The 26,975-nt window shown below is 67.2% G+C and carries 28 protein-coding genes and 1 pseudogene; 12 read left to right on the top strand and 17 right to left on the bottom strand.

Translation table 11 applies throughout. From position 1 onward, the window contains the following. The first annotated feature begins 54 nt into the window (after positions 1–54). A complete protein-coding gene (locus AADJ02_RS17075; protein WP_341214213.1) occupies positions 55–582 on the top strand; it encodes a DUF2934 domain-containing protein in 528 nt (175 codons plus the stop codon). Positions 583–673: 91 nt separating this feature from the next. On the opposite strand, the gene AADJ02_RS17070 is transcribed toward AADJ02_RS17075, so the two are convergent. After that, on the bottom strand, positions 674–1,357 hold the full coding sequence (locus tag AADJ02_RS17070; RefSeq protein ID WP_341214212.1) for a DUF533 domain-containing protein: 684 nt from the start codon (positions 1,355–1,357) through the stop codon (positions 674–676). A 188-nt stretch (positions 1,358–1,545) separates the two neighbouring features. Between AADJ02_RS17070 and AADJ02_RS17065 the strand changes: the two genes are divergently transcribed. Beyond that, positions 1,546–2,682, top strand: a complete 1,137-nt coding sequence (locus tag AADJ02_RS17065) for a glycosyltransferase (protein ID WP_341214211.1) — start codon at positions 1,546–1,548, stop codon at positions 2,680–2,682. 3 nt (positions 2,683–2,685) lie between these two features. Here the strand turns inward: AADJ02_RS17065 and AADJ02_RS17060 are convergent, their stop codons facing one another. Genes AADJ02_RS17060 through AADJ02_RS17050 form a run of 3 tightly spaced genes read right to left on the bottom strand, consistent with a single transcriptional unit; the run spans position 2,686 to position 6,807 of the window. After that, positions 2,686–3,621: a galactosyltransferase-related protein gene (locus AADJ02_RS17060; RefSeq protein WP_341214210.1), complete on the bottom strand. Its 936-nt coding sequence runs from the start codon at positions 3,619–3,621 to the stop codon at positions 2,686–2,688. 16 nt (positions 3,622–3,637) lie between these two features. Beyond that, positions 3,638–4,759, bottom strand: coding sequence for a glycosyltransferase (locus AADJ02_RS17055; RefSeq protein WP_341214209.1), 1,122 nt, complete (start codon positions 4,757–4,759; stop codon positions 3,638–3,640). Further along, a complete protein-coding gene (locus tag AADJ02_RS17050; RefSeq protein WP_341214208.1) occupies positions 4,756–6,807 on the bottom strand; it encodes an HAD-IIB family hydrolase in 2,052 nt (683 codons plus the stop codon). Before AADJ02_RS17050 ends, AADJ02_RS17055 begins: the two co-directional genes overlap by 4 nt. 153 nt (positions 6,808–6,960) lie before the next feature. Between AADJ02_RS17050 and AADJ02_RS17045 the strand changes: the two genes are divergently transcribed. The 3 genes from AADJ02_RS17045 (at position 6,961) to AADJ02_RS17035 (ending at position 11,200) form a co-directional block, all read left to right on the top strand. Continuing rightward, on the top strand, positions 6,961–7,752 hold the full coding sequence (locus tag AADJ02_RS17045) for a sulfotransferase (RefSeq protein ID WP_341214207.1): 792 nt from the start codon (positions 6,961–6,963) through the stop codon (positions 7,750–7,752). 101 nt (positions 7,753–7,853) lie between these two features. After that, positions 7,854–9,458 (top strand): hypothetical protein, encoded by a 1,605-nt coding sequence (locus AADJ02_RS17040; protein WP_341214206.1) that lies wholly within the window; start codon positions 7,854–7,856, stop codon positions 9,456–9,458. A 305-nt stretch (positions 9,459–9,763) separates the two neighbouring features. Beyond that, positions 9,764–11,200 carry an alanine/glycine:cation symporter family protein gene (locus AADJ02_RS17035; protein WP_341214205.1) on the top strand — a complete coding sequence of 479 codons (1,437 nt, stop codon included), beginning with the start codon at positions 9,764–9,766 and terminating at the stop codon, positions 11,198–11,200. Positions 11,201–11,253: 53 nt separating this feature from the next. On the opposite strand, the gene AADJ02_RS17030 is transcribed toward AADJ02_RS17035, so the two are convergent. The 13 genes from AADJ02_RS17030 to AADJ02_RS16970 all read right to left on the bottom strand — a co-directional run bounded on the left by AADJ02_RS17030 (position 11,254) and on the right by AADJ02_RS16970 (position 20,207). After that, positions 11,254–11,916 (bottom strand): trimeric intracellular cation channel family protein, encoded by a 663-nt coding sequence (locus AADJ02_RS17030; RefSeq protein WP_341214204.1) that lies wholly within the window; start codon positions 11,914–11,916, stop codon positions 11,254–11,256. Positions 11,917–11,999: 83 nt separating this feature from the next. Beyond that, the gene (locus tag AADJ02_RS17025; RefSeq protein WP_341214203.1) at positions 12,000–12,395 is read right to left on the bottom strand and encodes a hypothetical protein; all 396 of its coding nucleotides are present in this window, start codon (positions 12,393–12,395) and stop codon (positions 12,000–12,002) included. 81 nt (positions 12,396–12,476) lie between these two features. Further along, the gene (locus AADJ02_RS17020; RefSeq protein WP_341214202.1) at positions 12,477–13,424 is read right to left on the bottom strand and encodes a LysR family transcriptional regulator; all 948 of its coding nucleotides are present in this window, start codon (positions 13,422–13,424) and stop codon (positions 12,477–12,479) included. A gap of 27 nt (positions 13,425–13,451) precedes the next feature. Continuing rightward, entirely contained in the window at positions 13,452–14,096 is a 645-nt protein-coding gene (gene ureG / locus AADJ02_RS17015; RefSeq protein WP_341214201.1) for an urease accessory protein UreG, read from the bottom strand. Further along, complete coding sequence (locus AADJ02_RS17010) at positions 14,093–14,749, bottom strand: urease accessory UreF family protein (protein WP_341214200.1); 657 nt, start codon at positions 14,747–14,749, stop codon at positions 14,093–14,095. The genes ureG and AADJ02_RS17010 overlap by 4 nt, the downstream gene beginning before the upstream one ends. Continuing rightward, positions 14,724–15,194: an urease accessory protein UreE gene (locus AADJ02_RS17005; RefSeq protein ID WP_341214199.1), complete on the bottom strand. Its 471-nt coding sequence runs from the start codon at positions 15,192–15,194 to the stop codon at positions 14,724–14,726. The genes AADJ02_RS17010 and AADJ02_RS17005 overlap by 26 nt, the downstream gene beginning before the upstream one ends. Before the next feature lie 9 nt (positions 15,195–15,203). Then, positions 15,204–16,913: an urease subunit alpha gene (ureC, locus tag AADJ02_RS17000; protein ID WP_341214198.1), complete on the bottom strand. Its 1,710-nt coding sequence runs from the start codon at positions 16,911–16,913 to the stop codon at positions 15,204–15,206. Further along, complete coding sequence (locus tag AADJ02_RS16995; RefSeq protein WP_341214197.1) at positions 16,913–17,218, bottom strand: urease subunit beta; 306 nt, start codon at positions 17,216–17,218, stop codon at positions 16,913–16,915. The genes ureC and AADJ02_RS16995 overlap by 1 nt, the downstream gene beginning before the upstream one ends. Beyond that, positions 17,215–17,364 (bottom strand): hypothetical protein, encoded by a 150-nt coding sequence (locus AADJ02_RS16990; protein WP_341214196.1) that lies wholly within the window; start codon positions 17,362–17,364, stop codon positions 17,215–17,217. Before AADJ02_RS16990 ends, AADJ02_RS16995 begins: the two co-directional genes overlap by 4 nt. 24 nt (positions 17,365–17,388) lie before the next feature. Next, on the bottom strand, positions 17,389–17,691 hold the full coding sequence (locus AADJ02_RS16985) for an urease subunit gamma (protein ID WP_021693297.1): 303 nt from the start codon (positions 17,689–17,691) through the stop codon (positions 17,389–17,391). Between the two features lies 1 nt (position 17,692). Beyond that, complete coding sequence (locus AADJ02_RS16980; RefSeq protein ID WP_341214195.1) at positions 17,693–18,535, bottom strand: urease accessory protein UreD; 843 nt, start codon at positions 18,533–18,535, stop codon at positions 17,693–17,695. A 149-nt stretch (positions 18,536–18,684) separates the two neighbouring features. Beyond that, the gene (locus AADJ02_RS16975; RefSeq protein WP_341214194.1) at positions 18,685–19,338 is read right to left on the bottom strand and encodes a hypothetical protein; all 654 of its coding nucleotides are present in this window, start codon (positions 19,336–19,338) and stop codon (positions 18,685–18,687) included. Positions 19,339–19,427: 89 nt separating this feature from the next. Then, complete coding sequence (locus AADJ02_RS16970; protein WP_341214193.1) at positions 19,428–20,207, bottom strand: DeoR/GlpR family DNA-binding transcription regulator; 780 nt, start codon at positions 20,205–20,207, stop codon at positions 19,428–19,430. Positions 20,208–20,456: 249 nt separating this feature from the next. On the opposite strand from AADJ02_RS16970, the gene glpD reads away from it, so the two are divergent. From glpD to AADJ02_RS16935, 7 genes and pseudogenes are all read left to right on the top strand, one after another. Continuing rightward, the gene (gene glpD, locus AADJ02_RS16965) at positions 20,457–22,049 is read left to right on the top strand and encodes a glycerol-3-phosphate dehydrogenase (protein ID WP_341214192.1); all 1,593 of its coding nucleotides are present in this window, start codon (positions 20,457–20,459) and stop codon (positions 22,047–22,049) included. Positions 22,050–22,076: 27 nt separating this feature from the next. Beyond that, positions 22,077–23,165, top strand: coding sequence for an ABC transporter ATP-binding protein (locus AADJ02_RS16960; protein ID WP_341214191.1), 1,089 nt, complete (start codon positions 22,077–22,079; stop codon positions 23,163–23,165). A gap of 1 nt (position 23,166) precedes the next feature. Beyond that, positions 23,167–24,285 carry an ABC transporter ATP-binding protein gene (locus AADJ02_RS16955; protein WP_341214190.1) on the top strand — a complete coding sequence of 373 codons (1,119 nt, stop codon included), beginning with the start codon at positions 23,167–23,169 and terminating at the stop codon, positions 24,283–24,285. Further along, positions 24,285–25,157, top strand: a complete 873-nt coding sequence (locus AADJ02_RS16950; protein WP_341214189.1) for a sugar ABC transporter permease — start codon at positions 24,285–24,287, stop codon at positions 25,155–25,157. The genes AADJ02_RS16955 and AADJ02_RS16950 overlap by 1 nt, the downstream gene beginning before the upstream one ends. Then, positions 25,157–26,047, top strand: a complete 891-nt coding sequence (locus AADJ02_RS16945) for a carbohydrate ABC transporter permease (RefSeq protein ID WP_341214188.1) — start codon at positions 25,157–25,159, stop codon at positions 26,045–26,047. The genes AADJ02_RS16950 and AADJ02_RS16945 overlap by 1 nt, the downstream gene beginning before the upstream one ends. Positions 26,048–26,063: 16 nt before the next feature. Further along, positions 26,064–26,336, top strand: a complete 273-nt coding sequence (locus AADJ02_RS16940) for a DUF2160 domain-containing protein (protein WP_341214187.1) — start codon at positions 26,064–26,066, stop codon at positions 26,334–26,336. 67 nt (positions 26,337–26,403) lie between these two features. Continuing rightward, a pseudogene (locus AADJ02_RS16935) lies at positions 26,404–26,975 on the top strand (carbohydrate ABC transporter substrate-binding protein); the annotation flags it as partial.

Here is a 26,975-nt window from a genome sequence, read left to right as displayed (position 1 = left end):
GCCGCGCCGCGCGATACTTCCGGAAAAGAGCATGATTACAACTGGGAGGACCCCATGTCCGACGACAGGGAAGAACGGATCCGGCAGCGCGCTTATGATCTGTGGCAGCGCGAGGGAGCACCCGAGGGCCGTCATCAGGACCATTGGCACGATGCCACGGCGCAGATCGACGCCGAGGACGCGACCGGCAACGACATCGCACCGGGCACCGCCGCTGCCGCGGGTCTCGCGGGCCGCGACGAAGGCGCACCGCTGAGTGACGACGGTCTAGACGAGATGGGTCAGCGGCAGGCTAGGGAGGGGCTGACCGAGGCTCCGGGCGAGCAGATCGCCGACACCACCCCGGCCACCGGCGGGCGTCGCAAGGCTGCGGCCAAATCGACCGAACCGGGGGCTGCCCCCAAGCGGGGCCGTCCGAAAAAGGCCAAGCTGACCGATGGCGTCGATCCGGCCAAGCTTGGGGCGAAGAAAGGTGGCAACACCGTTGCTCCGGGCGAAAAGAAGGTCAGCCGCCGCGCCGTGCGCTCAGGGCCTGAAAAGACCGCGGACGATTATTCCGAAGGGCCGACCGAAACCAAGTGAGGCCACACCCTCGCCTGTCCCGGTACGGCAAAAGGGCCGCTTCCTGATAGGAAGCGGCCCTTGTTCGTTTCGACCCGTCCGGGAGGACAGGTCAGGGAGCGAGCTCTTCGGCCTCCCGCGCCTCGTCCTCGGTGATGGCGAGGCGGTGACGCAGCAGCGTCAGATAGGCACGGTTAGCCTCGGTTTCCGAATCGACCGCCGCGCGAGAAGCGAGATAGAACTCGATCGCCGTGTCGTGGTCGTCGATCTGCGTGAGCAGGGTATCGATCGGCTTGGGGTTCTCGATCTCGGTGCTGATCAGCCGCCGCTCATCGGCGCTGGCCTCGGCCTCGTCGAGCTGGCCGCTGATGCGGTGCCGCTCATCCATCGACAGGGTGCCGTCGGCATGGGCCGCCGCGATCATGCCGCGGATCAGCAAGAGCGCGCGGTCGTCGCTCATCGCCTCGGCGGCTTGTTGCGAGCGCGGGTCCGGCGTGTCCTGCGACGGGGTCTCCCCGCCCAGCGCGCCCGCGATCTGATCGAAGATCCCGCTGAGGCCGGAGCTGGTGCCGGTCGATGCGGTCTGCGCGGTCGAGCCGCTCACGCGCTGGCGCGACTGGTGATCGCGATAGGCCTGATAGGCCATGTAGCCCAGCGCCGCGACGCCGGCCTTGCCGCGCATGCCGCGTCCGCCAAGCCCCCCCAGAAGCGCTGCGTTGCCAAGGCCGCCCCGACGGCGACCGCGACCGGCCATGCGCGAGGCGAGCATGACACCGAGAATCCGTTTGAGGCTCATGGGAAGTCCTTTCCGCCTTGTGTGCCTCGATCAACGACGCGGGCGGCGGCTTCGTTCCGCCGCGGCCTGTCCCCGTGCGGCCCCGCACCGGAGGGACCACGCCCCTTGACCGGCCCGGAGCCGGGCGCAGCTTGTCCGGCAGACACGCGGTCCCACGCGCCGTCACGTACGCCCCCGGAGCCTCGCCCGTGAAGATCGCCCTGATGACCCATATCCGCCACCCCGTGCGCCCGCCTTTCATGGGGGGCATGGAGGCGCATGGCTGGCATCTGGCGCGCGAGCTTTCGGCGCGCGGCCACGAGATCACCTTGCTGGCCAGCGGCGACAGCAAGGCTCCGCCGGGGGTGCGGCTGCACCCGGTGGTGGTGGAGCATTACGACCGCCGCTACCCATGGCACGACTTTCACGGCACGCAGGTGCTCAACGACCATCTGGATGCGGCCTTTGCGGGGGCCTGCCACCATATCGCGACGGGCGGCTATGATGTGGTACACAACAACACGCTGCACCGGTTCGTGCCGCGTGTTTCGCGCGCGAACCGCTTGCCTATGGTCTCCTCGATGCACGTGCCGCCCTTCGAGGCGCTGCACCGCGCCATGAGCGACAGCGTCGCGCCGTGGCATCTCGTGACCACTTGCTCGGCCTTGCAGCTCGGTCGCTGGTGGCCTGTGCCCCCGGCCACGGCCCGCGTCGTTGGCAACGGCATCGCGCCGGACGATTGGCCGTTTTCGCCATCGGGCGACGGCGGGGCGGTCTGGGCCGGGCGGATCACCCCGACCAAGGGGACGCATCTGGCGGCACAGGCGGCGCGGATCGCGGGCGTGCCGCTAACGATCTTCGGGGTGATCGAACACCGCGATTACTACGAGACCGAGGTGAAACCGCATCTGGGGGGCGACATCCGCTATGGCGGGCATCTCGCCGGAGTTGATCTCGCGAGGGCCTTCGGGCGCGCCTCGGTGCTGCTGTTCACACCGCTTTGGGACGAGCCTTTCGGACTGGCGGCAATCGAGGCGATGGCCTGCGGATTGCCGGTCGCGGCGATCGATCAGGGTGCGGTGCGCGAGGTGATCGGCGACTGTGGGGCCTATGCGCCTCCGCATGACCCCGAGGCCCTGGCGTGGGCCTTGCTGGCGGCCATGTCGCTGCCGCGTGCGGCGGCACGCGCGCGGGTCGAGGAGCACTTCTCGATCCGCGCGATGGTGGATGGTTATGAGGCGCTCTATACCGAAGCAGTCGCCGCGCGCGGGGCGGAATGGCCCGAGATCGCCTACGCGCCGCATGAGCTGCGGATCGCCCCGGCGAATGTCACCGCCGAGGCGTGACGCCTATTCCGCCGCGACGGGGGCGGCAGACACAGCGGGCACGGTGGCACGGCGGCGCTCGATCTCGCGGATCACCTCGGCCGAGTTGCAGTAAGGCCGATGGCTCTGGTGCCGGGTCAGCTCCAGATCGGCCTCGGACGGTGCGCGCAGGATCCGGATCTCATCCTCGTCCTGCGCGATCAACCCCATCAGCGCGAAGGCGTGCAGCCAATGGCCCATGGTGCGATGGCCCCATTTCTCGCGAAAAAGCTCGGCATTGCGCACCACGCTTTCGAGGTGATGCACGGGGGGCATGTGGTGTGGGTGATACTGGTGGTAGACCCGCGCGCCCTTGGCCCAGCCGATCTTGACACCGGCGTCGTCGAGCACACGGCCGAAATCCGTGTCTTCGCCGCCGTAGCCGTGAAAGCGGGTGTCAAAGCCGCCGACCCTCTCGAAATCGGCACGGTGCATGGCAAAGTTGAGCGACCAGAAACAGCGGTAATCGTTGCAATCCCTCAGCCCCTCCGGCGGCGGGCCCTGCCGGTCGGAATGGCGCTCTGCCACCGCCTCGAAATCGGGATAATCCCAACCCTCGCGGTTCACCCCGTCAGGCAGATACATGACCTCGCCCATCACCAGCCCGTCGAAGACCGCGAGATGGCGGCGGTAATCGGCCACGAAGTCGGGGTCGGGGATGCAGTCCACGTCGAGGAACAGCAACTCGTCCCCCACCGCCTCCGCGACCGCGAGGTTGCGCGCTTCGGCAAGCGGCAGGCTATCGCGGATCAAAGCGATCTGGCGCACCGGAAAGGGGGCCTCGGGCAGATCGTAGGGCTCGGCCTGCATCCGCACGATCACGAACTCGGTCGGAAGCTCGGTCTGGCGCGAAAGGCCGCGCACGACATTGGCAAGATGGGTATCACGCCCGCGGGCGATGGTCAGGACTGAGGCGGTCATCGGGATCTCCGGTACATCATTCGGCAGCGAGGGCGAGGGGCGCTTCGACCCCCCAGGCGCGGTGGATCAGAGCTTCAAGCCACTGGGCGGCGGCATGGGCGGCCTCGGCGTCGACATGGTGCCGCATGCGTTCGGCGTCATGCCCCGCCAGCGCCGCCTGAACCGCCGTGCGCCAGGCATGGGCCGAGGCGGGCAGATGCGGCGTCACATGCGCGAGGCCTGCGGCTTCGAGCGCGCGGGCCTTCTCGTGTTGTTCGTCGAAATAGCGCCACTCGGGCACCGCGATCCACGGGCTTCCGGCGGCGAGCACCTGATGGCAGGTGGTGTTGCCGGTCGAAGCGACAACGAGATCGGCGGCCGCGATGCGGTCGGCGGCGTCGTCGACCCAGCCGTGATGCGTCAGGTTGCCGGGCTCGGTCGCGTGCCAGTCGCGCTCCACATGGCCGATGGTATGCCATTGCCAGTCGCTCAGAGCACGCGCGCCGACGCCGATCGGTGCCTGTGCAAAGCCCGACCCGCCGCCGCCCGACACGACGAGGGCGAACTTCTCCTCCGAACCAAGGCCGAGCCGCGCCCGCGCGGCATCCCGCGTGGGCATCGGCGCGATGCCGAGGCCGCCTGCGAAATGTGTCTTGGCGATCATCCATTCCGGCCAATCGGGCTGCGCCAGCGCCGCATGGCAGGGCGCGAGCAGGCCAAGCGCGCCGCGATAGGCCGCGACATGGCCGGGATCACTGCGGTCGCCATGCTGGACCACCTTCACATGCGGCACCGAGCAGATCCGCGCCAGCTGCGCGATTTCTGCAGACACGTCGCATATCATCAGAGCCGGGTCGGCCTCGCGGAACCACTGCGCGATGATCCCCATCGCCTCGCGGATGCCGGGCCAGCCCACGGGCGCGCAATGCAGCGTGTCCGGCGTGTCGAGATCGGCCAGCCCCGGTGCTTCGGCCCCCGTGGGCTGAAACAACGAGGGAACGACAACGATCCGGGCATGGGCGGGCAGGGGAGGAAAGATGTCGTCACGCGCGCAGAAGATGACGAGGGGCCTGTTGGCGGGCAGGGCATGGGCCAGCGCCGCGCAGCGTTCGGCATGGCCACGCCCCTGATGGTGGACAAAGTACCCGACCGGCCTCATTCGGCGGCCATCCGCAGCAGCGGTGCCTCCGTCTCGCCATGCAGCCCGGCCCAGATCAGCCCGTCGAGAAGGCCCGCGGCATGGGCCTTGGGGCTTCGGTAAAGGCCGGGCCGTCGCGGCAGGCGAGAGAGGTCGCCATCGGCGTTGCCCACGACGATGGCGCGACCGGCGGCGCGCAGCATGCACTCGTCATTGCCCGAATCGCCTGCCGCCACGCAGTGGTCGAGCGTCAGCCCATAGCTCTTGGCCAGATGCGCGACCGCCGCCCCCTTGCCGGCGCGCGTCGGCAACACGTCGATCAGCCGCCCGTGCGAGGCGATGACCCGCGCCGCGAGCCCCGCCATGTCGAGCCGGTTGCGAATGCGCATCGCCTGTCGCGCATCGCCCAGATACCCGAGCTTCCAGCGCCTTTGCTCGATCTCGGGTTGCGCGCGGATCGACGGACTGTCGAGCGCCTTGCGGATCGCCTCGACCTGCCAGTCCTTTTCGATCTCGTGCGCCCATGTTTCGTCGAAGCAAAGCCGCCCCGTCGCATCGCGCCGGTAGATCTCGGTGCCGACGGAGGTGATGAAGGCGTCCGGCTCGTCGATGTCCCACTCCGCGAGGATGCGTCGGGATTCGGTAATGGTCCGCCCCGTGGCCACGGCAAAGAGCGCGTGACCCTGAGCGCGCCAGTGCGCGAAACCGGCCAGCGCGTCGCGGTCGCCGGTCAGCGTATTGTCGATGTCGCTGGCAAGGATACGCGAGGGGGCGGGCACCGGGCGCGGTGCCGCGAGGCGCGACATGAGGTCGGCGATCCGCTTGGCCCAATTCTCCCAAGAATAGGCGAGGTCATGATCGGTCGCGGCGGCACGGCAGCGCGCGTGCAGATCGCTATCGCCCAAGAGCCGCGACAGCGCGGCCCCGAAACCCAGCGGATCGGTCGGCTCCGCCAGCAGCCCATGCCCGATCCGGGTCACGATGTCCGACGGCCCGCCATGACAGGTCGCCACCACCGGCAGGCCGGAGGCTGCGGCCTCCAGTATGGTCAGGCCAAAGGGCTCGGTCAGAGCGGGGTTGGCAAAGACGCCCCGCCTCTCGGCTGCAAAAGCATAAAGGCCAGCAAGGCCAGCGGCGTCATGCTCGGGCGGCAGGGCAACGCGGCCTTTGAGGCCATGCGCGCGCACGGCCTTCTCGATCCCGGCGATCACGCGGCGCTGTTCGGCGCTGCCCTTTCGCCCCGGTCCACGCAACCCGGCAAGAATGACGAGGTTGGCGCGCTGGCGCAGGCCCGGCACGCAGGCATAGGCTTCGACCAGCCCGACGAGGTTCTTCTTTTCGACGGGTCGCGCAACGGCGAGGATCATCGGCTTGTCGGGATCGGTCAGCCACGGCGCGATCAGCGCGCGGGCCGCGTCCCGGTCGGGAGCGCCGGGCAAGGTAGCGCCGGGCGCGATGCAATGGATACGGGCGGGGTCGGCCCCCGGATAGGCGCTGACCTGACGCTCAGCTTCGTCGCGCGAGGACACGACGGTGGCGCAGGCTCCGGCGATGGCGCGGGTCTCGGCCGCGATGCGGCGGGACAGGTCCGGGCCGGGGGCGGTCATGGCCCGCGCCTTGTCGAGCCCGAGCGAATGAGGCGTGTAGATCACCGGGATGCCGAACTTGGCGCGCGCGGCCAGAGCGACCTGCGCCGCATCGGCAAAATGCGCGTGGATCGCGTCGGGCTTGCGGATCAGGCCGTCGAGATGGGTCAGGAACGCTGCCGTGAAAGCCTCGATCTGGGCTTCGAGGGCTTCCTTGGACAGGTACTCCGGCACGCCGTCATCAATGCGCAGGATCGCGGACTTGGGCCCGAGCGGCTCGTGATGCATGGCGTGGATGGTCCCGAGATCGGCCCGCTCGAACCGTCGCGTGACGATCTCGACCCGGTCGATGTCGTCTCGGGCCTCGAGCGCGCGGGTGGCGGCGAGGACATATGCGATGTGACCCCCGGTATCATCGGTCAGGCCGTAGGAGATCGGCGGCGCCTTGAGGCAACCGCCGAGCGCAATTTGCATCACGAACATCGGGGGATCTTTCGACAGGGTCTTGTGGTTTCGGCGGTCCAATGCCGTGCTGTGCCTATCGGTTCCTCGCATGTTCTCATGCGTACCCAGATGGGATTTTGCGGCCTCGTGCCCTAGGTGCGCAGGACGTCCGAGCCTCAGGAGCCCGCAACCATGCGCCACCGCTATCTTTTCATCGGCGGGCTGCACCGGTCGGGCACCTCGCTGGCCTCAAGGATCGCAGCCTCGATCGACGGGATCGGCGCGATCGAAAATGCGCCCGTGCCCGAGAACGAAGGGGTCTACCTGCAGGGGGCGATTCCGCACGACGCGCTGTCGGGCACACCGGGAGCCTTCGCCTTCGATCCGGATCAGCACCATATCGAGGGTGGGCCGTATGACCGGCTCGAGGTGCGCACCCGAATCGAGGCCGATTGGGCGCCGTGGTTTCCCCAGACCCCCTGGCGGGTGGAGAAATCGCCGGTGAACCTTCTGCGCAGCCGTCTCTACCAACAGCTTTTCCCGCTGTCGCAGTTCGTGATCGTCACGCGGCACCCGCTGGCGGTGGCGCGGGCAACCGAGAAATGGAGCGATCTGAACGAGGCCGATCTGGTGGCGCATTGGGGGCAAGCCTATCGACTGGCTCTGAGCGATGCGCAGCGGCTGCACGCTCGGGTGATCCTGCGCTATGAGGATATCGTGGCGGACCCCGGCGCGGCGCTGGGCGCGCTGCGGGCTTTTTGCGACAGGCCGGACGGGGCAGTCGCGCCTGAGCCTGTTCGAGACGGCAATGCCGATTACGACCTGCGCGCGACGATGCCCTGTTCCGACAGCGCGAGGGCGGCGATGGCGGCACTGGGCTATGGTCCCGACGGCGCGGTTCTGCCTCTGGTCACAGAGGCCGTGACGCATCCGCTGCGCCGGGTGCGGGAGGCGGTGGCCGCGGTCTGGCCGCCGCGTATTTGAGGAATATTGCCAAGGGCGCGGAACCCGGCGCGCTTGCCTCGGTTGCATCTTGGCGACAAGAATGCGGCGCGCGTGACGCGCACGAGGGGAGATTTCACAACATGACCGATACAGCCGAACCCGCAAAGCGGCCCAAGACGTCACAATTCTGGATCGCGGTGGCCGCCGCGGTGATCGGCTGGATTCTGGTGCTGTGGTTGCTTATCGCGCGCTCCTCGATCGGTGGCGATCTCGAAGAATCGCAGGTCCGGGTCGTCGAACTCGAAGACCAGGTGGCGGTCCAGACCGAGACCATGGGCAGCATCGAGGCGCTGCGCGCCGAACTCGATCAGATGCGCGTGGAAGAGCAGGAGCTCGAAAACCGCCGCGCCACCATCGAAGCCGAGATCGCTCCCGCTGAAACCCGGCTGCAGGAGCTGTCGGGTCAGATCGCCACGGCCGAAACCGATCTTGGTCAGGTCGAGGCCCAGACGCAGGCACTCGAAGAGCGTCTCGCTCCACTGCGCTCCGAACTCGACAGCATCGAGAGCCGCCGTGCCGATGCGCTGGCACAGGCCGAAGCCTCCGCCGCCGAGCTGGCGGAAGTGACCGACCGGCTGGAACAGGCCCGCAACGAGGAGGCCGAACTGCGCCAACTCATTGCGACGCTGAGTGCCGAGGCGTCCGATTTGACCGATCAGGTCTCCACTGCCGAGACCAATCTTGGCAATCTGCGCGAGGAGAGCACCACGCTCGAGAAGCAGGTGGCCGAGGCCGAGGCGCGCACCGCCGAGCTGACCGAGCGCCGCGATGGGCTCGAGACCGAAGTGGCACGGCTGAGCGAAGAGCAGGAAGCTCTGAGCGGTGAGGTCGAGGCCGCACGCGATCAACAGCAGCTGCTGCAGCAGGAAGTGGCACGGCTGGCGCAGAACCTCGCCATGCGGGCCGAGGAGCTGGCGCAGGTCGAAAGCCGCATCGCCGCCGCGTCGTCGCAGCAGCGCACTGCTACGCGCCCCTCCGCCGAAGCGCGTCCGGTGATCACGGATCTGCCCGAGGACGAGGCCGCTGCCTCGGACACTCCGCAAGATGTGTCCGAGCAAGACGCGGCGCAGGAAGAGGCGGCCGCACCGATCGTGCCGACTGCCCCCGCAGCCGAAGCGACGCGTCCGCAGGTCACCGATCTGCCGCAGGAGGAAGCGCAGGCCGCCGAAACCCCGGGCGCGACCGAGGCGGAAGCGACTGTCCCCGAGACCGCTGCGACCGAAGCCGCCGCTTCTGAGGCTGATGCGACCGAAGCTGCCAGCCCTGAAGCGGACACTGCCGAAGCCGTTGCACCTTCGATCGACGCCTCCGATCCTGCCTTGGATGAGCAGGCGAACGCCGCCCCCGCCGGTCCCGCCGTGGCATCGGCCAACAGCGACACCGAGGTCGACGCCGTGCCTGCCACTGCCATCGAGCCGGGCCTCTACACCCTTGGCCCCATTGCGGTGAAGTTCTCCGAAGACGGCCGCTTCTCCATGGCCGGTAGCGATCAGCTGGGCCGGGTCAACGGAGTCTATACGGTCGAAAACGGCCTTCTGACCCTCGACAAGGCACAGGGCGACACCGGCTCGGCGATCTTCCCGATGCGCTGCGACATCTCGCAAAGCGACACCGGCTTCGCGATTGGCGACAGCGACGGCTCCTGCGCGCTGTTCGAGGGCCGTGAGTTCACTGCCGCTGAATAACCGGACATGACGTGAGTTCGGAAGGGCATGCCCTTCGGGCCGCCACTGCCACCTTCGGGACGGCCGTGGCGGCCTTTTTCATGTTCGATGAACGGGATTTGCACGGATGCGGCGGGTGTCGCGTCTCGAATAACACCGCTCGATTTGGAAAAAGGCGCTCTTGTCAGGCGACTTGATCCGGCCTCGCAGCGTGGCGTCGATGCGTCTTTGCCAGCCCGTTTGGGAACAATGCGTTGCGCCGCTTGCGCAAAAGCGCCACAGAGCCGCACCGTGATTATCTGGTGTGACAGGGGAGACAGGACCGCATGACACAGTTGCAGACGCTATTTGGCTGGATCGGAGACGCCACCTGGGGGTGGGCGCTGATCCCGTTCCTCGTTGTTCTCGGCGGGACCTTCACCTTGATGTCGGGCTTTGTTCAGCTACGCTACTTCGGGCGCATGTGGGGCGTGCTCTCGGACGGCGGTGACCGCGCCGGTGGCGTGTCTTCGCGCGAGGCGCTGCTCGTCTCGCTCGGCGGTCGCGTCGGCGGCGGTAATATCGCGGGCGTCGCGGTGGCGATCACGCTGGGCGGGCCGGGCGCGGTGTTCTGGATGTGGGTCGTGGCCCTCATCGGCATGGCGACCTCGCTGTTCGAATGTTCGCTGGCACAGCTCTACAAACGGACCGAAGAGGACGGCACATTCCGCGGCGGTCCGGCGCAATACATCATCCACGGGCTGGGCAAGCGGTTCACCTGGCTCGCGATGCTCTACGCCGCCTGCCTGCTGGCCTCCTTTGGCCTCGGTTTCTCGGCGTTTCAGGGCAACACCGTCGCCGTGGCCGCGCAGGACAGCCTCGGTCTCGATCCGATCTGGGTCGGTGGCGGGCTGGCACTCGTCACGCTGATCATCGTCTTTGGCGGCATCAAGCGGATCGCGCAGGTCTCCGACGTGGTGATCCCTGTGATGGCGCTGGGCTACATCGTGCTGGCTTTGGCGGTGATCGTGCTCAACATCACGGAAGTGCCGGCGGCGCTGTGGACCATCGTCGCCAATGCGGTGGGCCTCGAAGAAGCGGTCGGCGGCGGCGTCGGTGCAGCGGTGGCACAGGGCATGCGGCGCGGCCTGTTCTCGAACGAGGCGGGTCTCGGCTCGGCCCCGAACGTGGCGGCGGCGGCCTCCGTGCCGCACCCGATCAGCCAGGGCATCGTACAATCTCTGTCGGTGTTTATCGACACCATCATCATCTGCACCTGCACCGCGATGGTGATCCTGCTGGGCGACGTCTATGTGCCTGGCTCCGAGGATGTGAACGGCGTTGCGCTGACGCAGCAGAGCCTTGTCGGTCACTTGGGCGACTGGTCGCAGTACTTCCTGACTGGTGCGGTGCTGCTCTTCGCCTTCAGCTCGATCATCTACAACTACTACTTGGGCGAGACCGCCCTCACCGTGCTGTCGGACACCAAGATTGCCCGGCTACTGCTGCGTCTCGCGGTGCCGGTGGTGGTGTTCCTCGGGGCGGCCGCTCCCGGTGCCACAGCAGTGTTCTTCTTCTCGGATCCGCTGATGGGCCTTCTGGCGCTGGTCAACCTGTTGGCGCTGGCGATGCTGTTCCCGGTGGGGCTGCGGCTCCTGTCGGACTACCGCCGCCAGCTGCGCGCGGGCGCGGTGGAGCCGGTGCTCGTGATCGACGATTATGCCGATCTCGATATCGACCGTGGCGCATGGGCCAACCCGGCGCAGACCCGGCCTCTGGGCTGAGCGACGCGCGGGGGATGACGGGAAAGGGGGGCTTTGCGCCCCCCTTTTTCATGTCACGGATTGGTCTCGAAGCCGGTGGGCGGGTTCTTGCGACCCGGTCGCGACCGGTAGGCCGGCATCGACCAGCCGCGCCAGAGCGCCAGCATCCGCAGCACGAAAGCCGCCCCGAAGCCCGCCAGTGCCGCCGTTTCGCGCCCCGCTCCCATGACCTCGAGCGCTGCGCAGGCGGCCGCCCCCAGCATCGAGGCCGCGACATAGATCTCGCGGCGCAGGATCACCGACGGCTCTTGACCCAACGTGTCGCGGATGATGCCGCCGACGTTAGCGGTGATCACGCCCATGGCGATCGCCACCGTCACGCCCGCGCCGGCATCGAGCGCCTTGAGCGTGCCGACCACGCTCACCAGCGCCATGCCGAAAGCGTCGAGCCAAAGGATGTAGCGGTAGCGATATTCGATCAGATGCGCCACGAAATGCACTGCAATGGCGGTGACGAGGCAGACCAGCACCGTGCTCGGGTCTTCGACCCAGAACACCGGCAGACCGAGCAGCAGGTCGCGCAGCGTGCCGCCGCCGACGCCGGTGAGGACGCCGAACCAGACAAAACCGAGGATATCGAGTTCCTTGCGCGAGGCGACGAGCGCGCCGGTTGCGGCAAAGGAAACGGCAGCGATAAGATCGAGCGCCGCGAGAAACGGCGCGAGAGACAGGTCCATGGCGGGAGGCTCCGGCGGAGGGGCAAGAGCGCCCTCCTATCCGTCAGCGCGGGTCTGTCAACTGGCGCGAGCCCCGGAACGGATCAGGCGGCGAGGGGTGCGTAGTGGTCGCGCAGCCGCACCAGATCCTCGATCCGGCCCGACATCATCATCTGCAGCGGGCTGCGATCGCCGAGCTGCGGCTGGCGCGCGCGGATCCAGTCGGCAGCCCCGAGACCGGCGGAGGCCGGACGGGTGGCGATGTGGATATCGCGCAAGAGAGCCATGCGGCGCAGACGTTCGCGATCGACGATTTCGACCCGGCCCGCGCACCAGCGACGCCAGCTTTCGGGCTGCATGCCGCCTAGAATTGCCACCATCTGCGCGTCGCGCAGCTCCCAGACGCGGGCCAAGAGAACGGTGGTGCGCACCAGCGGGCCGGTTTCGGCGGGGCTAACGGATCGTTCCGGGGCTTGGACGGGCTGAGCAGCTACGAACAAGGGCGATCTCCTTTGGCTCTTGCCCTCGATATAGCAGAGTCGCCTTAAAGGATCAGAAACGGTTCCCCAAAAGACGCACCATCAGCAATTTTCTGCCGATCGGATCTCGCTGGCCTGTGCTTCGGCGGCGGCGACGGCGGTCGCCACACGGCCAGAGACATGATCCATGAAGATGCGGATCTTGGGGTCCTGCAACCGCCGGTGGGTATAAAGACAAGCCATCTGTACCGGCAGCGGCGGTGTCGCGGCGCAGACCGGAATCAGCCGCCCGGTCGCGAGATGCTCGGCAATTTCGAACACTGGCTTCATCGCGATGCCTGCCCCTTCGAGCGCCCAACCGGTGAGCACGTCGCCGTCGTCGCATTCAAGACGGCCCCTGACCGGGTAGGGCTGTGGACCATGCGGCGTCATCAGCGTCCAGCGAAACTCCGTTGCGCCGGGGAATCGCAGATTGAGACACGCGTGCCCAGCCGCCACCAGATCGTCACCGTCGCGCGGCGCGCCGAAGCGGTCGATATAGCCGGGTGCGGCGCAAAGCACGCGTGCGCAGCTCGCGATCTGGCGAATCGTCAGGTCGCTGTCGACCGGGTGGCCCAGAAAGAACCGCAGGTCGATCGCCTCGGCGGCCAGGTCGATCATCCGGTCCGACAGCCGCAGCCGCAGGTCGATGCGCGGATAGGCCTGCGCAAAGCCCGGAAGCTGCGGCGCGATCAGCCGTCGACCCACCCCCAAGGGGGCCGCGACGTGAATCGTGCCGCGCGGTGTTTCGGTGATCTCGGAGACCAGCGCCTCGGCCTCATCGACCTTTTCGAGGACGGCGCGCGCGCCGTCGTAGAAGCTGCGGCCCTGTTCGGTCGGGGCGAGGCTGCGGGTGGTGCGCTGGAACAGGCGCACGCCCAAGTGTGCTTCGAGTTGAGCGATGCGGGCCGAGGCGACGGCGGCCGAGATCCGCATGTCGCGCCCGGCGGCGGACATCGAGCCCAGCTCATAAACCCGGACGAAGGTGCGGATGTTGTCGAGATAGGCCAAGGGGGCTCCGTCGCTTCCGTCCCCTCGTTATCCTGCCGCGACGCGTGGAGCCAGAGCCGGGGTTGCCAGACCGCCCATCCGGCGCAGGTGGTCCAGCACCTCGTCGACCCCGCGCCCATGGCGCAGCGCGCAGAAGACGAAGGGCCGGTCGCCGCGCATCCGCCCCGCGTCGCGGTCCATCACCTCGAGCGACGCGCCGACGTGCGGCGCGAGGTCGGTCTTGTTGATCACCAGAAGGTCCGAGCGGGTGATCGCGGGCCCGCCCTTGCGCGGGATCTCCTCGCCCGCCGCTACGTCGATGACATAGACGGTGAGGTCGGCGAGCTCGGGCGAGAAGGTGGCCGAGAGGTTGTCGCCGCCCGATTCGATCAGCACTACCTCGATTCCGGGATGCCGTCGCTCCAACTCGGCCACGGCGGCGAGGTTGAGGCTTGCGTCCTCGCGAATCGCGGTGTGGGGGCAGCCCCCCGTCTCGACGCCGATCACCCGGTCGCCGGGCAGGATCTGCATCCGCATCAGGGCTTCGGCGTCCTCTTGGGTGTAGATGTCGTTGGTGATGACGCCGACCGAGCGGTCGGACGACAAGGCGCGGGCCAGCGCGGCGGTCAGCGTGGTCTTGCCCGCGCCGACGGGGCCGCCGATGCCGATGCGCAGGGGGCCATTCATGCTCATGTGGCGAAAATCCTCGGTTGCAGGGTCTCGTGGCGCATCGATGCGATGTCGCCCATGAAGGTGGTGGAGGTGAGGTCGTCGAGGGTGCCGCGCTCGGCCTGCGCTCCGATCTCGGCGCAAAGCGGTGCGAGGGCGGATTGCAGCCGCTGCGCCTCGGTCTGGCCCAGCGGCATCAGACGCTGCGCCGCCGAGACGAGATTGGCGGCAAAGGCCTGCAGGTAGAGCGCGCAAGCGGGCTGCAGCGGCAAGGCATGGCGCGCCGCCGCGGCCCCGATGGCGACGGCATAAGCGAGCGGCGCTGCGGATGCGCCGGAAACCACGGCTTCGGTGCGCGCGAAGGCCGCCCCCTGCCGCTCGGTCTCGATCACACGCTCGCGGCTGGCGGCAAAGGCGCGGGCGGTGGCGTCGATCTCCCCGGTGTTCTCCGGTGCGTGGTAGGCGGCGGCGAGCAGCAGCGCATCGTTGCGGCCTGCACCATGCTCCAAGGTGTCGCGCAGCCAAGCCTCCAGCGTCGCGCTGTCTTGTACCAGCCCGTCCGCGATGGCCTGCTCCAGCCCGTGCGAATAGGCGAAGGCCCCGACCGGGTAGCCCGGCGAGAGCCAGCGCATCAGCGTCAGGGCCTGGTGATCAGTGAGCATGAGCGGTAGCGACATGTTCGTGGGCATGCGTGCGGCCATGGCCATAGGCCCCGCCTTCGGGGGTGAACGGCCCGGTCACGTCGCGCATCTCCGCACCCAGATGCGCCAGCATATGCGCGATCACATGGTCGCGGCGGATCACCAGCCGGTCCGGCCTGATCTCGCACGGCGTGTGCCGGTTGCCGACGTGCCAAGCGAGGCGCACCAAGTCGCCGCGCGCTTCGGTCAGTGGCTCGGGTGCGGCTTCGATGGCAACAAGTCTGCCGTCCGACAGCTCCAGCGCGTCGCCCGCATCAAGCGAGGTGGTCTGCGCCAGATCGACGAGAAAGGCGCGGCCAAGGGCGGTTTCGAGCAGCTTGCGGCGCAGAAACCGGCCCTCGTAATCAAGCGCGCAGACCTCATGCGGGCCGGACCAATGGCCCTTGCGGTGCAGGGTGCGGGCGGTGGGGAGATCGGTCATGACGGTCCCTCAGAACAGGAAATAGCGCTGCGCCATCGGCAGCACCTCGGCGGGCTCGCAGGTCAACAAGATGCCGTCGGCGCGCACCTCGTAGGTCTCGGGATGCACTTCGATCCTGGGCAGCGCGTCGTTGAGCTTCAGGTCGCGCTTGGTGACCGAGCGGGTGTCGTCCACCGCTACGGTCTGCTTGGCCAGTCCGATCCTCTCGCGCAGCCCGTCGTCCTGCGCCGCCTTGGAGACAAAGGTGACGCCCGCATGCTCGACCGCGCGGCCATAGGCGCCGAACATCGGGCGCAGATGCACCGGCTGCGGCGTCGGGATCGAGGCGTTGGGGTCGCCCATCTGCGCCATGACGATCTGGCCGCCCAAGAGCACCATCTCGGGCTTCACCCCGAAGAAGGCAGGGTGCCACAGCACCAGATCCGCGCGCTTGCCTGGCTCGATCGAGCCGATTTCGCGCGAAAGCCCGTGTGCCAGCGCCGGGTTGATCGTGTATTTGGCGACATAGCGGCGGGCGCGGAAGTTGTCGTTCTCGCCCGACTCCTCGGGCAGACGCCCGCGCTGGCGCTTCATCTTGTCGGCGGTCTGCCACGTGCGGATCAGCACTTCGCCGACGCGGCCCATGGCCTGACTGTCGCTCGCGATGATCGAAAACGCGCCCATGTCGTGCAGGATGTCCTCGGCGGCAATGGTTTCGCGCCGGATCCGGCTCTCGGCAAAGGCGATGTCCTCGGGCACACGCTTGTCGAGGTGATGGCAGACCATCAGCATGTCGAGATGCTCTTCGACCGTGTTGACGGTGAAGGGTCGCGTCGGGTTGGTCGAGGCGGGGAGCACGTTCATCTCGCCGCAGATCTTGATGATGTCGGGCGCATGGCCGCCGCCCGCACCCTCGGTGTGAAAGGCGTGGATCGTGCGCCCGGCGATGGCCGCGACGGTGTTCTCGACGAAGCCTGACTCATTGAGAGTGTCGGTGTGGATCATCACCTGCACGCCGGTCTCGTCCGCCACGCTCAGGCAGCAGTCGATGGCGGCGGGTGTGGTGCCCCAATCCTCGTGCAGCTTGAGCGCGCAGGCCCCGGCGAGGATCTGCTCGTAAAGGGCCTCTGGGCGCGAGGCGTTGCCCTTGCCCGCAAAGGCGAGGTTCATCGGAAAGGCATCGGCCGATTGCAGCATCCGCGCAAGGTGCCACGGCCCCGGCGTGCAGGTCGTGGCCAGCGTGCCATGCGCAGGCCCGGTGCCGCCGCCGAGCATGGTGGTGACGCCCGAGGCGAGCGCCTCCTCGATCTGCTGCGGGCAGATGTAGTGGATGTGGCTATCGAAGCCGCCCGCCGTGAGGATGCGACCCTCGCCCGCGATGACTTCGGTGCCGGGGCCCGCGATAATGTCGACGCCGGTTTGGGTGTCAGGGTTGCCCGCCTTGCCGATGGCCGCGATGCGCCCGTCCTTCAGGCCGACATCGGCCTTGTAGATGCCGGTGTGGTCGAGGATCAGCGCGTTGGTGATCAACGTGTCGACCGCGCCTTCGGCGCGGCTGCGCTGGCTTTGGCCCATGCCGTCGCGGATCGTCTTGCCGCCGCCGAACTTCACCTCCTCGCCATAGGTGGTGAGATCGCGCTCGACCTCGATCACGAGGTCGGTGTCGGCGAGCCGGACCCGGTCGCCGGTCGTGGGGCCATACATGTTGGCGTAATCGCCGCGAGGAATGCGCGTGGCCATTACAGATCCCCCATCACATTGCCCTGAAAGCCGAACACCCGCCGGTCGCCGCCGATCTCGATCAGCCGCACCTCGCGGCGCTGGCCCGGCTCGAAGCGCACGGCGGTGCCGCTGGCGATGTCGAGCCTGCGGCCATGAGCGGCGGTGCGGTCGAAATCGAGGCCGGGGTTGGCTTCGGCGAAATGATAATGGCTGCCGACCTGTACGGGACGGTCGCCGGTGTTGGCGACCATCAGGGCGATCGCCTCGCAGCCTGCGTTCAACTCGATCTCGCCATCTCGTGGCATCAGCTCGCCGGGGATCATGCGCGCATTCCCCAGATGGCAGCGACCGCTACCAGTGCGAGGCCGAGGAGCGGCCCGGTCCAGCCGACATGCAAATGCGCGGTGCCGGCATGGGCAAGCGCCGGGGCGGGGAGGACGAGCGGGGTGGCAAAGAGGATGCGGGTCATCATCGGTCCTTTCGGCAGATCGGGTCAGCGGATCGGGTCATGCACGGTCACGAGCTTGGTGCCATCGGGGAAGGTGGCCTCGACCTGCACCTCCGCGATCATCTCGGGCACGCCCTCCATGCATTGCGCTCGGGTGATCACCTCGGCGCCCGCCTGCATCATGTCGGCGACCGAGCGTCCGTCGCGCGCGCCCTCGACCACCGCGTCGGTGATCAGCGCGATCGCCTCGGGGTGGTTGAGCTTGACGCCGCGCGCGAGGCGACGGCGGGCCACTTCGGCGGCCATGGACACGAGAAGCTTGTCCTTTTCGCGGGGGGTGAGGTTCATGTCAGAGTCTCCATGAGGCAGGCAGCGTGCCGCCGGTGAGCCGGTCGAGCACGGGTAGCAGCGTGGCGCGCAGCTCGAACCCGTCGGCGGCGAGCAGGCGCAGAACGAGAAGATCGGGGGCCAGCAGCGTGGCCCCGGCGCTGGCGGGCAGGGCGGCGCGCAACGGGGCGAGATGGCTCTCGGCCTCGGGGGCGGCGAGGATCACGCTCGCCATCGCGCCGGCGCCATTGGCCACCGCCGGGCGGGCGAGGTGGGCGGTGATGTCGCCCGAGAAGGACTGCGCGTCGAGATAGAGCAGCGCGCCGTGGCGGCGGATCTCGATCCGGTCTCGGAACCGCGCATAGCGCAGGCTCTCGCCCATCAGGGCGCGGCCGAAGATCACAGGTTCGACGATCAGTGCCCGTGCACCGGGGGCGAGGTCGAGCGTCAGGCTGCGGTCGAGATGGCAGCCTTCATAGAGGATCGTCTCCTGCGGCAACCAGTCGAGCCGGGCACCGGTCGCCACGGTGAGGCGATTGCGGATCAGCGCCGGATCCTGACCCGTGGCCTGATAAGCGCGCTCGGCGGCCTGGGTGGTAAGGCGCAGATGCGCGCCCTGTCCGGCTTCGGCCTCGATGCGGAGCCGGTCTCCGCCGGTCGCACCGCCGGAGGTGTTGAGCACGACCGCCTCGACGCGGCCCGTCCGGCGCGGGAACAGCGCCCGCAAGGCCCCTTCCTGTCGCAGAACACCGAGGCGCGCACGGCCGCCAGCCTCCGCCTCTGCGGTGATCCGCAGCAACCCGCGCGCGCGGGGGGGCGTGGAAGATGCGGTGTCGAGAGCAGGGCGGGGCAACTGCTGCAGCATGGGGTCTCCGGCGGCGGTCTGCCGGAAGCTTTGGCGCGGCGGTGCGGCAAGGGCCACTTTTGCAGGCAGTTGTTGCCAGGCGTTTCGCCGTTTGCCTCAAAAGCGAACTCGTTCGAAGTGCGGTTGCGCGAAAATAAGGCGCAGACGGGTCAGTCGAGGATGCTCGGCCCGATGATCATCACCAACAGAGGTACCGGGGAGGTGGCGAGCAAGAGGGTGAGCAGCAAGAGGAAGGGCTTGAACAATCGGCTCAGCCCGGCAGCGAGCAGGATACCGCCACCCCCGCCGATCAGCGAGTTGCCCGGCAGGTTGATCAACAGCGCCAGCAGGAGGTGCCGCCGCCGTAGCGCCCATGAGCGGGCCCAGCGCGGCACGCTGTCTTCGAGCTTGCGCAGCCGGGTTTCGGGATCGGTCTCACGCAGCCGGCCCAAGGCCGCCGCGGCGCGGGCAAAGCCGTTTCGCTCCAGCGCGGCGCAGATGCGCGGCCCCGACAGCGCGAGACCCGCCCCGTAGGCAAGGCTCAGACCCAGCGCCGTCGCCCCCCAGACGAAGGGGGCGGCGGAGGCCCCGTGCGTCATCAGCAGCGCCAGCCCGATCTCGGCCCCCGGGACGAAGGGGATCGCTAGCAGCACGGCATAAAGCAGCAAGAGCCCCGCCACGGTCGCACCGAACAGCTCGATCCGGCCTTGTGCGGCCATCTCGGCGGCAAAGTCGCGTAGCCACAGCGCCAGCCACAGGTTGCCTGCGATCAGCAGGGCAATCAGCACCAGCCGCAAGGCCAGTCTGGGCAGGGCGGATCGCATGGGGCCTCCGGGCACGGGGGTGGGGTTCGGGCCCCATCTAGGTGCTGCGGCGCGGATGCGCCAGTGCGGGGCCTCCCCTTCGGGGCCGATCAGCTTCCGGCGGGATCGGCGGGGGCGATGACGATTCGCGTGCCCCAGTCGGCGCAGCGCTGCGCCAGCGCGGCGGGCGGCGGCGCGTCGGTGTAGAAGGCGTCGATCTCGCGCAGCGAAGCGATGCGCGCGGGCGCCGAGCGCGAGAACTTGGAGCGGTCGGCCACAAGCACGGTGCGCCGCGAGCGGCCCAGCAGGCTCTGGTTCACGCCGACCTCTTCGATGTCGAAGTCGAGCAGATCGCCGGTCTCGTCGAGCGCCGAGCAGCCGATCACTGCGAGGTCGAACTTGAACTGCTGGATCGTCTGCGTGGTCAGGGCCCCCACCAATCCGCCATCCGAACGCCTGAGCGCGCCGCCGGTGACAATGACCTGCGCCTCGGCGTTCTCGGCGAGGATATGGGCCACGTTGATATTGTTGGTCACCACCATCAGCCCTCGATGTCGCAAAAGCGCGCGGGCCACGGCTTCGGTCGAGGTGCCGATGTTGAGAAAGATCGACGCGTTGTCCGAGATGTCGGCGGCGCAGGCGGCGGCGATCGCGGCCTTGGGGCCGGGGTTGAGGGTGCGGCGATGCTCGTAGCCGATGTTGACGGTGCCCGAGGGCAGCACCGCGCCGCCATGCACCCGGTCGAGCCGGCCCGCCTCGGCCAGTTCGGTCAGGTCGCGGCGAATCGTCTGCAGCGTGACGGCGAAATGCTCGGCCAGCCCCTCGACCGTGACGCGGCCCTCCCGGCGCGCGATCTCGAGGATCTCGGGTTGGCGAAAGCTCTGTGACATCGGCGCGGTTCCCATCGTGAATGTTCCATAATGCGCGGTATTGCGCGGAATGCAATGGAATCGCGGAATTGCGACACCTTGGCGAGCAGAAGGCTTTTGGGGTTCGCGCCGTGATTCCCCATCCTGAAAAGGCCATTCCTCGCATGGGGTGATCTCGCAAAAGCGAACATAAACGAAAAATCACACTTGCCAGACGCATCCGGAAAGGTCAGTGTTGCCCTCGAACCGAACACCGGGCAGGGGGTCCACGTGTCGTCTTCTCAGGCAGCAGAGCCGGTCTCGGACCTCTTCGTGATCGGCGGAGGCATCAACGGCTGCGGCATCGCGCGCGACGCCGCCGGGCGCGGCCTGTCGGTGGTGCTGGCGGAGATGGACGATCTGGCGCAGGCCACCTCCTCCTCCTCGACCAAGCTGTTTCACGGCGGGCTGCGCTATCTCGAATATTTCGAGTTCCGGCTGGTGCGCGAGGCGCTGATCGAGCGCGAGACGCTGCTGCGTGCCATGCCGCATATCTCGTGGCCGATGCGCTTCGTGCTGCCTTATCACCCGTCAATGCGCTTCGAGAGCGACACGCCGACGTCGAAACTTCTCGGGACGGTGATGCCATGGGTGCGGGGGCGTCGTCCGGCTTGGCTGATCCGGCTCGGGCTTTTCATGTACGATCATCTGGGTGGTCGAAAGATCCTGCCCGGCACCCGCACGCTCGATCTCGCGCGCGACCCGGCTGGCGCGGCGCTCAACCCCAGGTTCGAGACGGCCTACGAATACTCCGACTGCTGGGTCGAGGATTCGCGCCTCGTGGTGCTGAACGCCCGCGATGCCGAGGCGCGCGGTGCGAAGATCATGACGCGCACGCGTGTGCTGCATGCCGCACGGGAGGGCGATCTCTGGGCCGTTGAGGTCGAGGACCGCGAGACCGGCGCGCGTCGCACCCACCGCGCAAGGATGCTGGTCAACGCCGGTGGCCCTTGGGTCGGCAAGCTGCTGAAGGGCGCGATCGAGGTGGAAACGCGCGAGGGCGTGCGCCTCGTGCGGGGCAGCCACATCGTCACCGAGCGGCTCTATGACCACGACAAGTGCTATTTCTTTCAGGGCACCGACGGGCGGATCATTTTCGCGATCCCCTACGAGACCGATTTCACGCTGATCGGCACCACCGATGCCGATCACCCAGACCCGTCCGAGCCCGCCGTCTGCACGCCCGAGGAGCAGGAGTATCTGTGCCGCTTCGCGAGCCAGTATTTCGAACGCGAGGTGACTCGCGACGATATCGTCTGGACCTATTCCGGCGTGCGCCCGCTCTATGACGATGGGGCCAGCTCGGCCACGGCGGCAACGCGCGACTATACGCTAAAAGTGAACGCCGAAGGCGGCGCGCCGGTGCTCAACGTCTTTGGTGGCAAGATCACCACCTATCGCCGCCTCGCCGAGAGCGCGATGGAGAAGATCGCGCCGTTCTTCGACATCAAGAAGGGCAAGTGGACCGCCGGTGTGGCGCTGCCGGGCGGGGATTTCCCGGTCGACGGGGTCGAGGATCAGATCATTCGGCTTGAGGCGGACTATCCATTCCTCGACCGGCGCTGGGCGCGCCGACTTGTGCGGGCCTATGGCACCGAAGCGCGGCTGATCCTCGGGCAGGCGAAGAGTGCCGCGGATCTGGGTCGAGATTTCGGCGCGACGCTGACCGAGGCCGAGGTCGCTTGGCTGATGGAAAAGGAATACGCTCGGAGCGCGGATGACGTGCTTTGGAGGCGATCGAAGCTGGGGCTGCGACTGACGGGAGATCAGGCCGCCGCTCTCGAGGATTGGATGCAAAGCGGGAGGGCCGCGCGGCACGGCTGAGGCCGTTGTTCGGCAGGGAGGAATGACATGACACTGACGCTGGAGGGCGTGTCGAAGCGGGTGGAGGGCCAGACCCATATCCACCCCACCGATCTCACGTTGCAAAACGGCACGATGAACGTGCTGCTCGGCCCGACCCTGTCGGGCAAAACCTCATTGATGCGGCTGATGGCGGGGCTGGATCAGCCCTCCACGGGACGCATCTTGTGGAACGGCAAGGACGTGACCGGGGTGCGGGTGCAGGACCGCAAGGTGGCGATGGTCTACCAGCAGTTCATCAACTACCCCTCGATGACCGTCTACGACAACATCGCCTCGCCAATGCGAATCTCGGGCAAATCCAAGGACGAGATTGACACGGCGGTGCGCAATTCGGCCGAGATGATGAAGCTCACGCCGTTCCTCGACCGCAAGCCGCTCGAGCTGTCGGGCGGCCAGCAGCAGCGCTGCGCGCTGGCCCGCGCGCTGGTCAAGGATGCGGGGCTCGTGCTGCTCGACGAGCCTTTGGCCAACCTCGACTACAAGCTGCGCGAGGAGTTGCGCGCCGAGATCCCCAAGATCTTCGAGGAGGCGGGCTCGATCTTCGTCTACGCCACCACCGAGCCGGAGGAGGCGTTGCTTCTGGGCGGCCATGTCGCCACCCTCTGGCAGGGGCGGGTGACGCAGTTCGGGGCGACGCCGCAGGTCTACCGCCATCCGGTGGATGCGACCACGGCGCGGGTGTTTTCCGACCCGCCGATGAACTTCCTGCCCTTCGAGAAGCGCGGAGGCGTCCTGCGGCTCGACGGCGGCCGCGAGGTCGCGGCGGTGGGCGCACTGTCCGGATTGCGCGATGGGCGCTACTTGGGCGGGTTCCGCCCCAACCACGTCGAGCTCGAGCGCGGCCACGAGGGGGACATCGCCTTCGAGACACGGCTCGCGGTGACCGAGATCACCGGCTCAGAGACCTTCGTGCATCTCGATCATCACGGCACCCGTTGGGTCGGGCTGATCCACGGCGTGCGCAACCTTTCGCCCGGTCAGGTGCTCACCGCCTATCTCGACCCGGCGCATATCTACGTCTTTTCCGAGGACGGGCCGCTCGTCGCCCCGGCCGCCTATGTGGAGGCTGCCTGACATGGCCAAGATCACGCTCGACAACCTCGCGCATTCCTATCTCAAGCAACCCAAATCCGACGAGGACTGGGCGCTCAAGCAGCTCGACCACGATTGGGTCGACGGCGAGGCCTATGCGCTTTTGGGCTCTTCGGGATGTGGCAAGTCCACGCTGCTCAACATCATCTCGGGCCTGCTGCAGCCAAGCCAAGGACGCATCCTGTTCGACGGGGTCGACGTGACCCACGCCCCCACGGCCGAGCGCAATATCGCGCAGGTGTTCCAGTTTCCGGTGGTCTACGACACGATGACCGTGGGCGAGAACCTCGCCTTTCCGCTCAAGAACCGCGGCGCGGACCCCAAGTATATCGCCGAGCGGGTCAACGCCATCGCCGCGATGATCGGCATGGAGGACAACCTCAAGCGCAAGGCGCGCGGCCTCACCGCCGACGCCAAGCAGAAGATTTCGCTGGGACGTGGCATGGTGCGCGAGGACGTGAATGCGCTCTTGTTCGACGAGCCGCTCACCGTGATCGACCCGCATATGAAGTGGGAACTGCGCACACAGCTCAAGCAGCTGCACCACGATTTCGGCCACACGATGATCTACGTCACCCACGATCAGACCGAGGCGCTTACCTTCGCCGACAAGGTGGTGGTGATGTATGACGGCCGGGTCGTGCAGATCGGCACGCCGCAGGAGCTGTTCGAGCGGCCTGCGCATACCTTCGTAGGCTTTTTCATCGGCTCGCCCGGCATGAATCTATTTAATGCTGAAATCTCCGGCGCGACTGCCACGGTGCAGGGTGTCGCCCTGCCGCTCGGCGCCAGCTACGCGCCCGTATCGGGTCACACCCAGATCGGGGTGCGTCCCGAGTTCGTGCGGCTGCATGCGGGCGGCGAAGGGTTGCCTGCGCGTATCCTGAGGGTCGAGGACGTGGGCCGCCACAAGATCCTTCGGCTCGACGTCGGCGGTGTGATGACCAACGCGATCCTCGACGAGGGCACGCCGGTGCCGGCGGGGGCCGACCGGGTCTCCTTCGATCCGGAGGCGATCAACGTCTACTCCGATGATTGGCGCGTCGCGCCGCAAGGCGCGCAGGGAAGCGGGCCGCAAACAGCACAGGGGAGGGCCGCGTGATGAACAAGACCGTCAATCAGAAGGCCTGGCTTCTCGTGCTGCCGGTGCTGATCCTCGTCGGCTTCTCGGCGGTGATCCCGCTGATGACCGTGGTGAATTACTCGGTTCAGGACACCTTTGGCAGCAACGTGTTCTTCTGGGCCGGAATCGACTGGTTCCGCGACATGCTCCAGAGCGAGCGGATGTGGAACGCGCTGGGCCGCCAGCTGGTGTTCTCGGGCATCATCCTCGCGATCGAGGTGCCCTTGGGCATCTTCGTGGCCCTCAACATGCCCAAGAAGGGTTTCTGGGCCTCGTTCTGCCTCGTGGTGATGTCGCTGCCGCTGTTGATCCCGTGGAACGTGGTCGGCACGATCTGGCAGATCTTCGGCCGGGTCGACATCGGCCTCTTGGGCTACGTGCTCGCGAAAATGGGCGTGAACTACAACTACACCCAGAACGTGATCGACGCCTGGGCCACGGTCATCGTCATGGATGTCTGGCACTGGACCTCGCTGGTGGCGCTTCTGGCCTATGCCGGCCTGCAGTCGATCCCCGACGCCTACTATCAAGCCGCCAAGATCGATCAGGCCAGCCGTTGGAAGGTGTTTCGGTTCATCGAACTGCCCAAGATGGCCGGCGTGCTGATGATCGCGATCCTGCTGCGGTTCATGGACAGCTTCATGATCTATACCGAGCCCTTCGTCGTAACCGGCGGTGGCCCCGGCAATGCCACCACCTTCTTGTCGATCGACCTCGTGAAGATGGCTCTGGGTCAGTTCGATCTCGGACCGGCCGCGGCCTTCAGCCTGATGTACTTTCTCGTCATCCTGCTGATCTCATGGGTGTTCTACACCGTGATGACCAACCTCGACAAAAGGGATGGTGTGTGATGACCGATGTGACCTCCGCCCCCGGCGCCGCCTCGATCCCCGGTGACGTCGCCACCGCGCGACCGGGCACCCGGACCCGCCGCCGCTTCCGGCCCAAGGGCTCGGTGATCGTGATGGTGCTCTACCTGCTGTTCCTGATGCTGCCGATCTACTGGCTCTTGAACATGAGCCTGAAGACCAACGCCGAGATCCTCTCGGGCTTTTCGATGTGGCCGCGCAACCTGACGCTGGCCAATTACGAAAAGATCCTGACCGATCCGTCGTGGTACATGGGCTACGTCAACTCGATCATCTACGTGACGATGAACACCGTCATCTCGATCGCGGTGGCGCTGCCTGCGGCCTATGCCTTCTCGCGCTACAGCTTCATGGGCGACAAGCACCTGTTCTTCTGGCTGCTGACCAACCGCATGGCGCCGCCGGCCGTCTTCGCGCTGCCGTTCTTCCAGCTCTATTCCTCGGTGGGTCTGTTCGACACCCACATCGCGGTCGCGCTGGCGCACACGCTGTTCAACGTGCCGCTGGCGGTGTGGATCCTCGAGGGCTTCATGCGCGGCGTGCCGCGTGAGATCGACGAGACCGCCTATCTCGACGGCTATTCCTTCCCGCGGTTCTTCATCAAGATATTCATGCCGTTGGTGGCAAGCGGTGTCGGTGTCGCGGCGTTCTTCTGCTTCATGTTCTCTTGGGTCGAGCTGCTGTTGTCGCGTACGCTCACGAGCGTCGATGCCAAGCCGATCGCGGCGACGATGACGCGGACGGTCTCGGCCTCGGGTCTCGACTGGGGCGTGCTGGCGGCGGCGGGGATGCTGACGATCCTGCCCGGCGCGCTCGTGATCTGGTTCGTGCGCAATTACATCGCCAAGGGCTTTGCCCTGGGCCGCGTCTGAAAGAGGGAGAAACGACATGGCATGGATGGCTTGGACCGTTCCCACGGCAATCTTCTTCGGCTCGATAGCGGTGCTTTTGATGATCTTCACCGTGCTGGCAATCCGCTACCCCGAGACGCCGCGCACCGGGGTGCTGGGAATCGAGACCACGCGGGGGGATCGGCTGTTTATCACCCTGCTGGGCTCTGCCTTCATAAATCTCGCCTGGCTGGGGCTCGTCGAAGCGCCGCAGCCCTGGGCGATGCTGGTTTGCCTGATCTACGCCGCAGCGGTGTTTCGCTGGGTCTGACAGGTTCGTTTGGCGCCGTTCTGGGAGGCGGCGTCTGTTTACGGTTCGATAAATGGGAGGAAACCATATGAACCCGCTTTTGAAGTCCACCACCGCGCTGGGCTTGGCGCTCGGCCTGCTGGCCGGGCCCGCGATGGCCGACATGGCCGCCGCGACCAAGTTTCTCGACGACACGATCGAGCGTTCGGCCCTCACCCGTGAGGAGCAGGAGGCCGAGATGCAGTGGTTCGTCGACGCCGCTGAGCCGTTCTCGGGCATGTCGATCAACGTGGTCTCCGAAACCATCACCACGCATGAATACGAGGCCAACGTGCTGGCCCCGGCCTTCACCGCGATCACCGGCATCAACGTCACCCACGACCTGATCGGCGAAGGCGACGTGGTCGAGAAGCTGCAGACGCAGATGCAGTCGGGCGAGAACATCTACGACGCCTACATCAACGACAGCGACCTGATCGGCACGCATTGGCGCTACCAGCAGGCGCGCAACTTGACCGACTGGATGGCGGGCGAGGGCGCGGACGTCACCAGCCCGACCCTGAACCTCGATGATTTCATCGGGATCGAGTTCACCACCGGCCCGGACGGCAAGCTCTACCAGCTGCCCGACCAGCAGTTCGCCAACCTCTACTGGTTCCG

The sequence above is a fragment of the uncultured Limimaricola sp. genome, assembly GCF_964022235.1.
Lineage (GTDB): Bacteria > Pseudomonadota > Alphaproteobacteria > Rhodobacterales > Rhodobacteraceae > Limimaricola.
The sequence above is the reverse complement of the archived record's forward strand: the minus strand, read 5'-3'. Positions and strand labels throughout refer to the sequence as shown.

Bases quoted from the DNA above. Each gene is read 5' to 3' on its own strand.
- AADJ02_RS17075 (WP_341214213.1), top strand. From the start codon at position 55: ATGTCCGACGACAGGGAAGAACGGATCCGGCAGCGCGCTTATGATCTG.
- AADJ02_RS17070 (WP_341214212.1), bottom strand. From the start codon at position 1,357: ATGAGCCTCAAACGGATTCTCGGTGTCATGCTCGCCTCGCGCATGGCC.
- AADJ02_RS17060 (WP_341214210.1), bottom strand. From the start codon at position 3,621: ATGACCGCCTCAGTCCTGACCATCGCCCGCGGGCGTGATACCCATCTT.
- AADJ02_RS17055 (WP_341214209.1), bottom strand. From the start codon at position 4,759: ATGAGGCCGGTCGGGTACTTTGTCCACCATCAGGGGCGTGGCCATGCC.
- AADJ02_RS17050 (WP_341214208.1), bottom strand. From the start codon at position 6,807: ATGTTCGTGATGCAAATTGCGCTCGGCGGTTGCCTCAAGGCGCCGCCG.
- AADJ02_RS17045 (WP_341214207.1), top strand. From the start codon at position 6,961: ATGCGCCACCGCTATCTTTTCATCGGCGGGCTGCACCGGTCGGGCACC.
- AADJ02_RS17040 (WP_341214206.1), top strand. From the start codon at position 7,854: ATGACCGATACAGCCGAACCCGCAAAGCGGCCCAAGACGTCACAATTC.
- AADJ02_RS17035 (WP_341214205.1), top strand. From the start codon at position 9,764: ATGACACAGTTGCAGACGCTATTTGGCTGGATCGGAGACGCCACCTGG.
- AADJ02_RS17030 (WP_341214204.1), bottom strand. From the start codon at position 11,916: ATGGACCTGTCTCTCGCGCCGTTTCTCGCGGCGCTCGATCTTATCGCT.
- ureG (WP_341214201.1), bottom strand. From the start codon at position 14,096: ATGAGCATGAATGGCCCCCTGCGCATCGGCATCGGCGGCCCCGTCGGC.
- AADJ02_RS17010 (WP_341214200.1), bottom strand. From the start codon at position 14,749: ATGTCGCTACCGCTCATGCTCACTGATCACCAGGCCCTGACGCTGATG.
- AADJ02_RS17005 (WP_341214199.1), bottom strand. From the start codon at position 15,194: ATGACCGATCTCCCCACCGCCCGCACCCTGCACCGCAAGGGCCATTGG.
- ureC (WP_341214198.1), bottom strand. From the start codon at position 16,913: ATGGCCACGCGCATTCCTCGCGGCGATTACGCCAACATGTATGGCCCC.
- AADJ02_RS16995 (WP_341214197.1), bottom strand. From the start codon at position 17,218: ATGATCCCCGGCGAGCTGATGCCACGAGATGGCGAGATCGAGTTGAAC.
- AADJ02_RS16990 (WP_341214196.1), bottom strand. From the start codon at position 17,364: ATGACCCGCATCCTCTTTGCCACCCCGCTCGTCCTCCCCGCCCCGGCG.
- AADJ02_RS16985 (WP_021693297.1), bottom strand. From the start codon at position 17,691: ATGAACCTCACCCCCCGCGAAAAGGACAAGCTTCTCGTGTCCATGGCC.
- AADJ02_RS16980 (WP_341214195.1), bottom strand. From the start codon at position 18,535: ATGCTGCAGCAGTTGCCCCGCCCTGCTCTCGACACCGCATCTTCCACG.
- AADJ02_RS16975 (WP_341214194.1), bottom strand. From the start codon at position 19,338: ATGCGATCCGCCCTGCCCAGACTGGCCTTGCGGCTGGTGCTGATTGCC.
- AADJ02_RS16970 (WP_341214193.1), bottom strand. From the start codon at position 20,207: ATGTCACAGAGCTTTCGCCAACCCGAGATCCTCGAGATCGCGCGCCGG.
- AADJ02_RS16960 (WP_341214191.1), top strand. From the start codon at position 22,077: ATGACACTGACGCTGGAGGGCGTGTCGAAGCGGGTGGAGGGCCAGACC.
- AADJ02_RS16955 (WP_341214190.1), top strand. From the start codon at position 23,167: ATGGCCAAGATCACGCTCGACAACCTCGCGCATTCCTATCTCAAGCAA.
- AADJ02_RS16950 (WP_341214189.1), top strand. From the start codon at position 24,285: ATGAACAAGACCGTCAATCAGAAGGCCTGGCTTCTCGTGCTGCCGGTG.
- AADJ02_RS16945 (WP_341214188.1), top strand. From the start codon at position 25,157: ATGACCGATGTGACCTCCGCCCCCGGCGCCGCCTCGATCCCCGGTGAC.
- AADJ02_RS16940 (WP_341214187.1), top strand. From the start codon at position 26,064: ATGGCATGGATGGCTTGGACCGTTCCCACGGCAATCTTCTTCGGCTCG.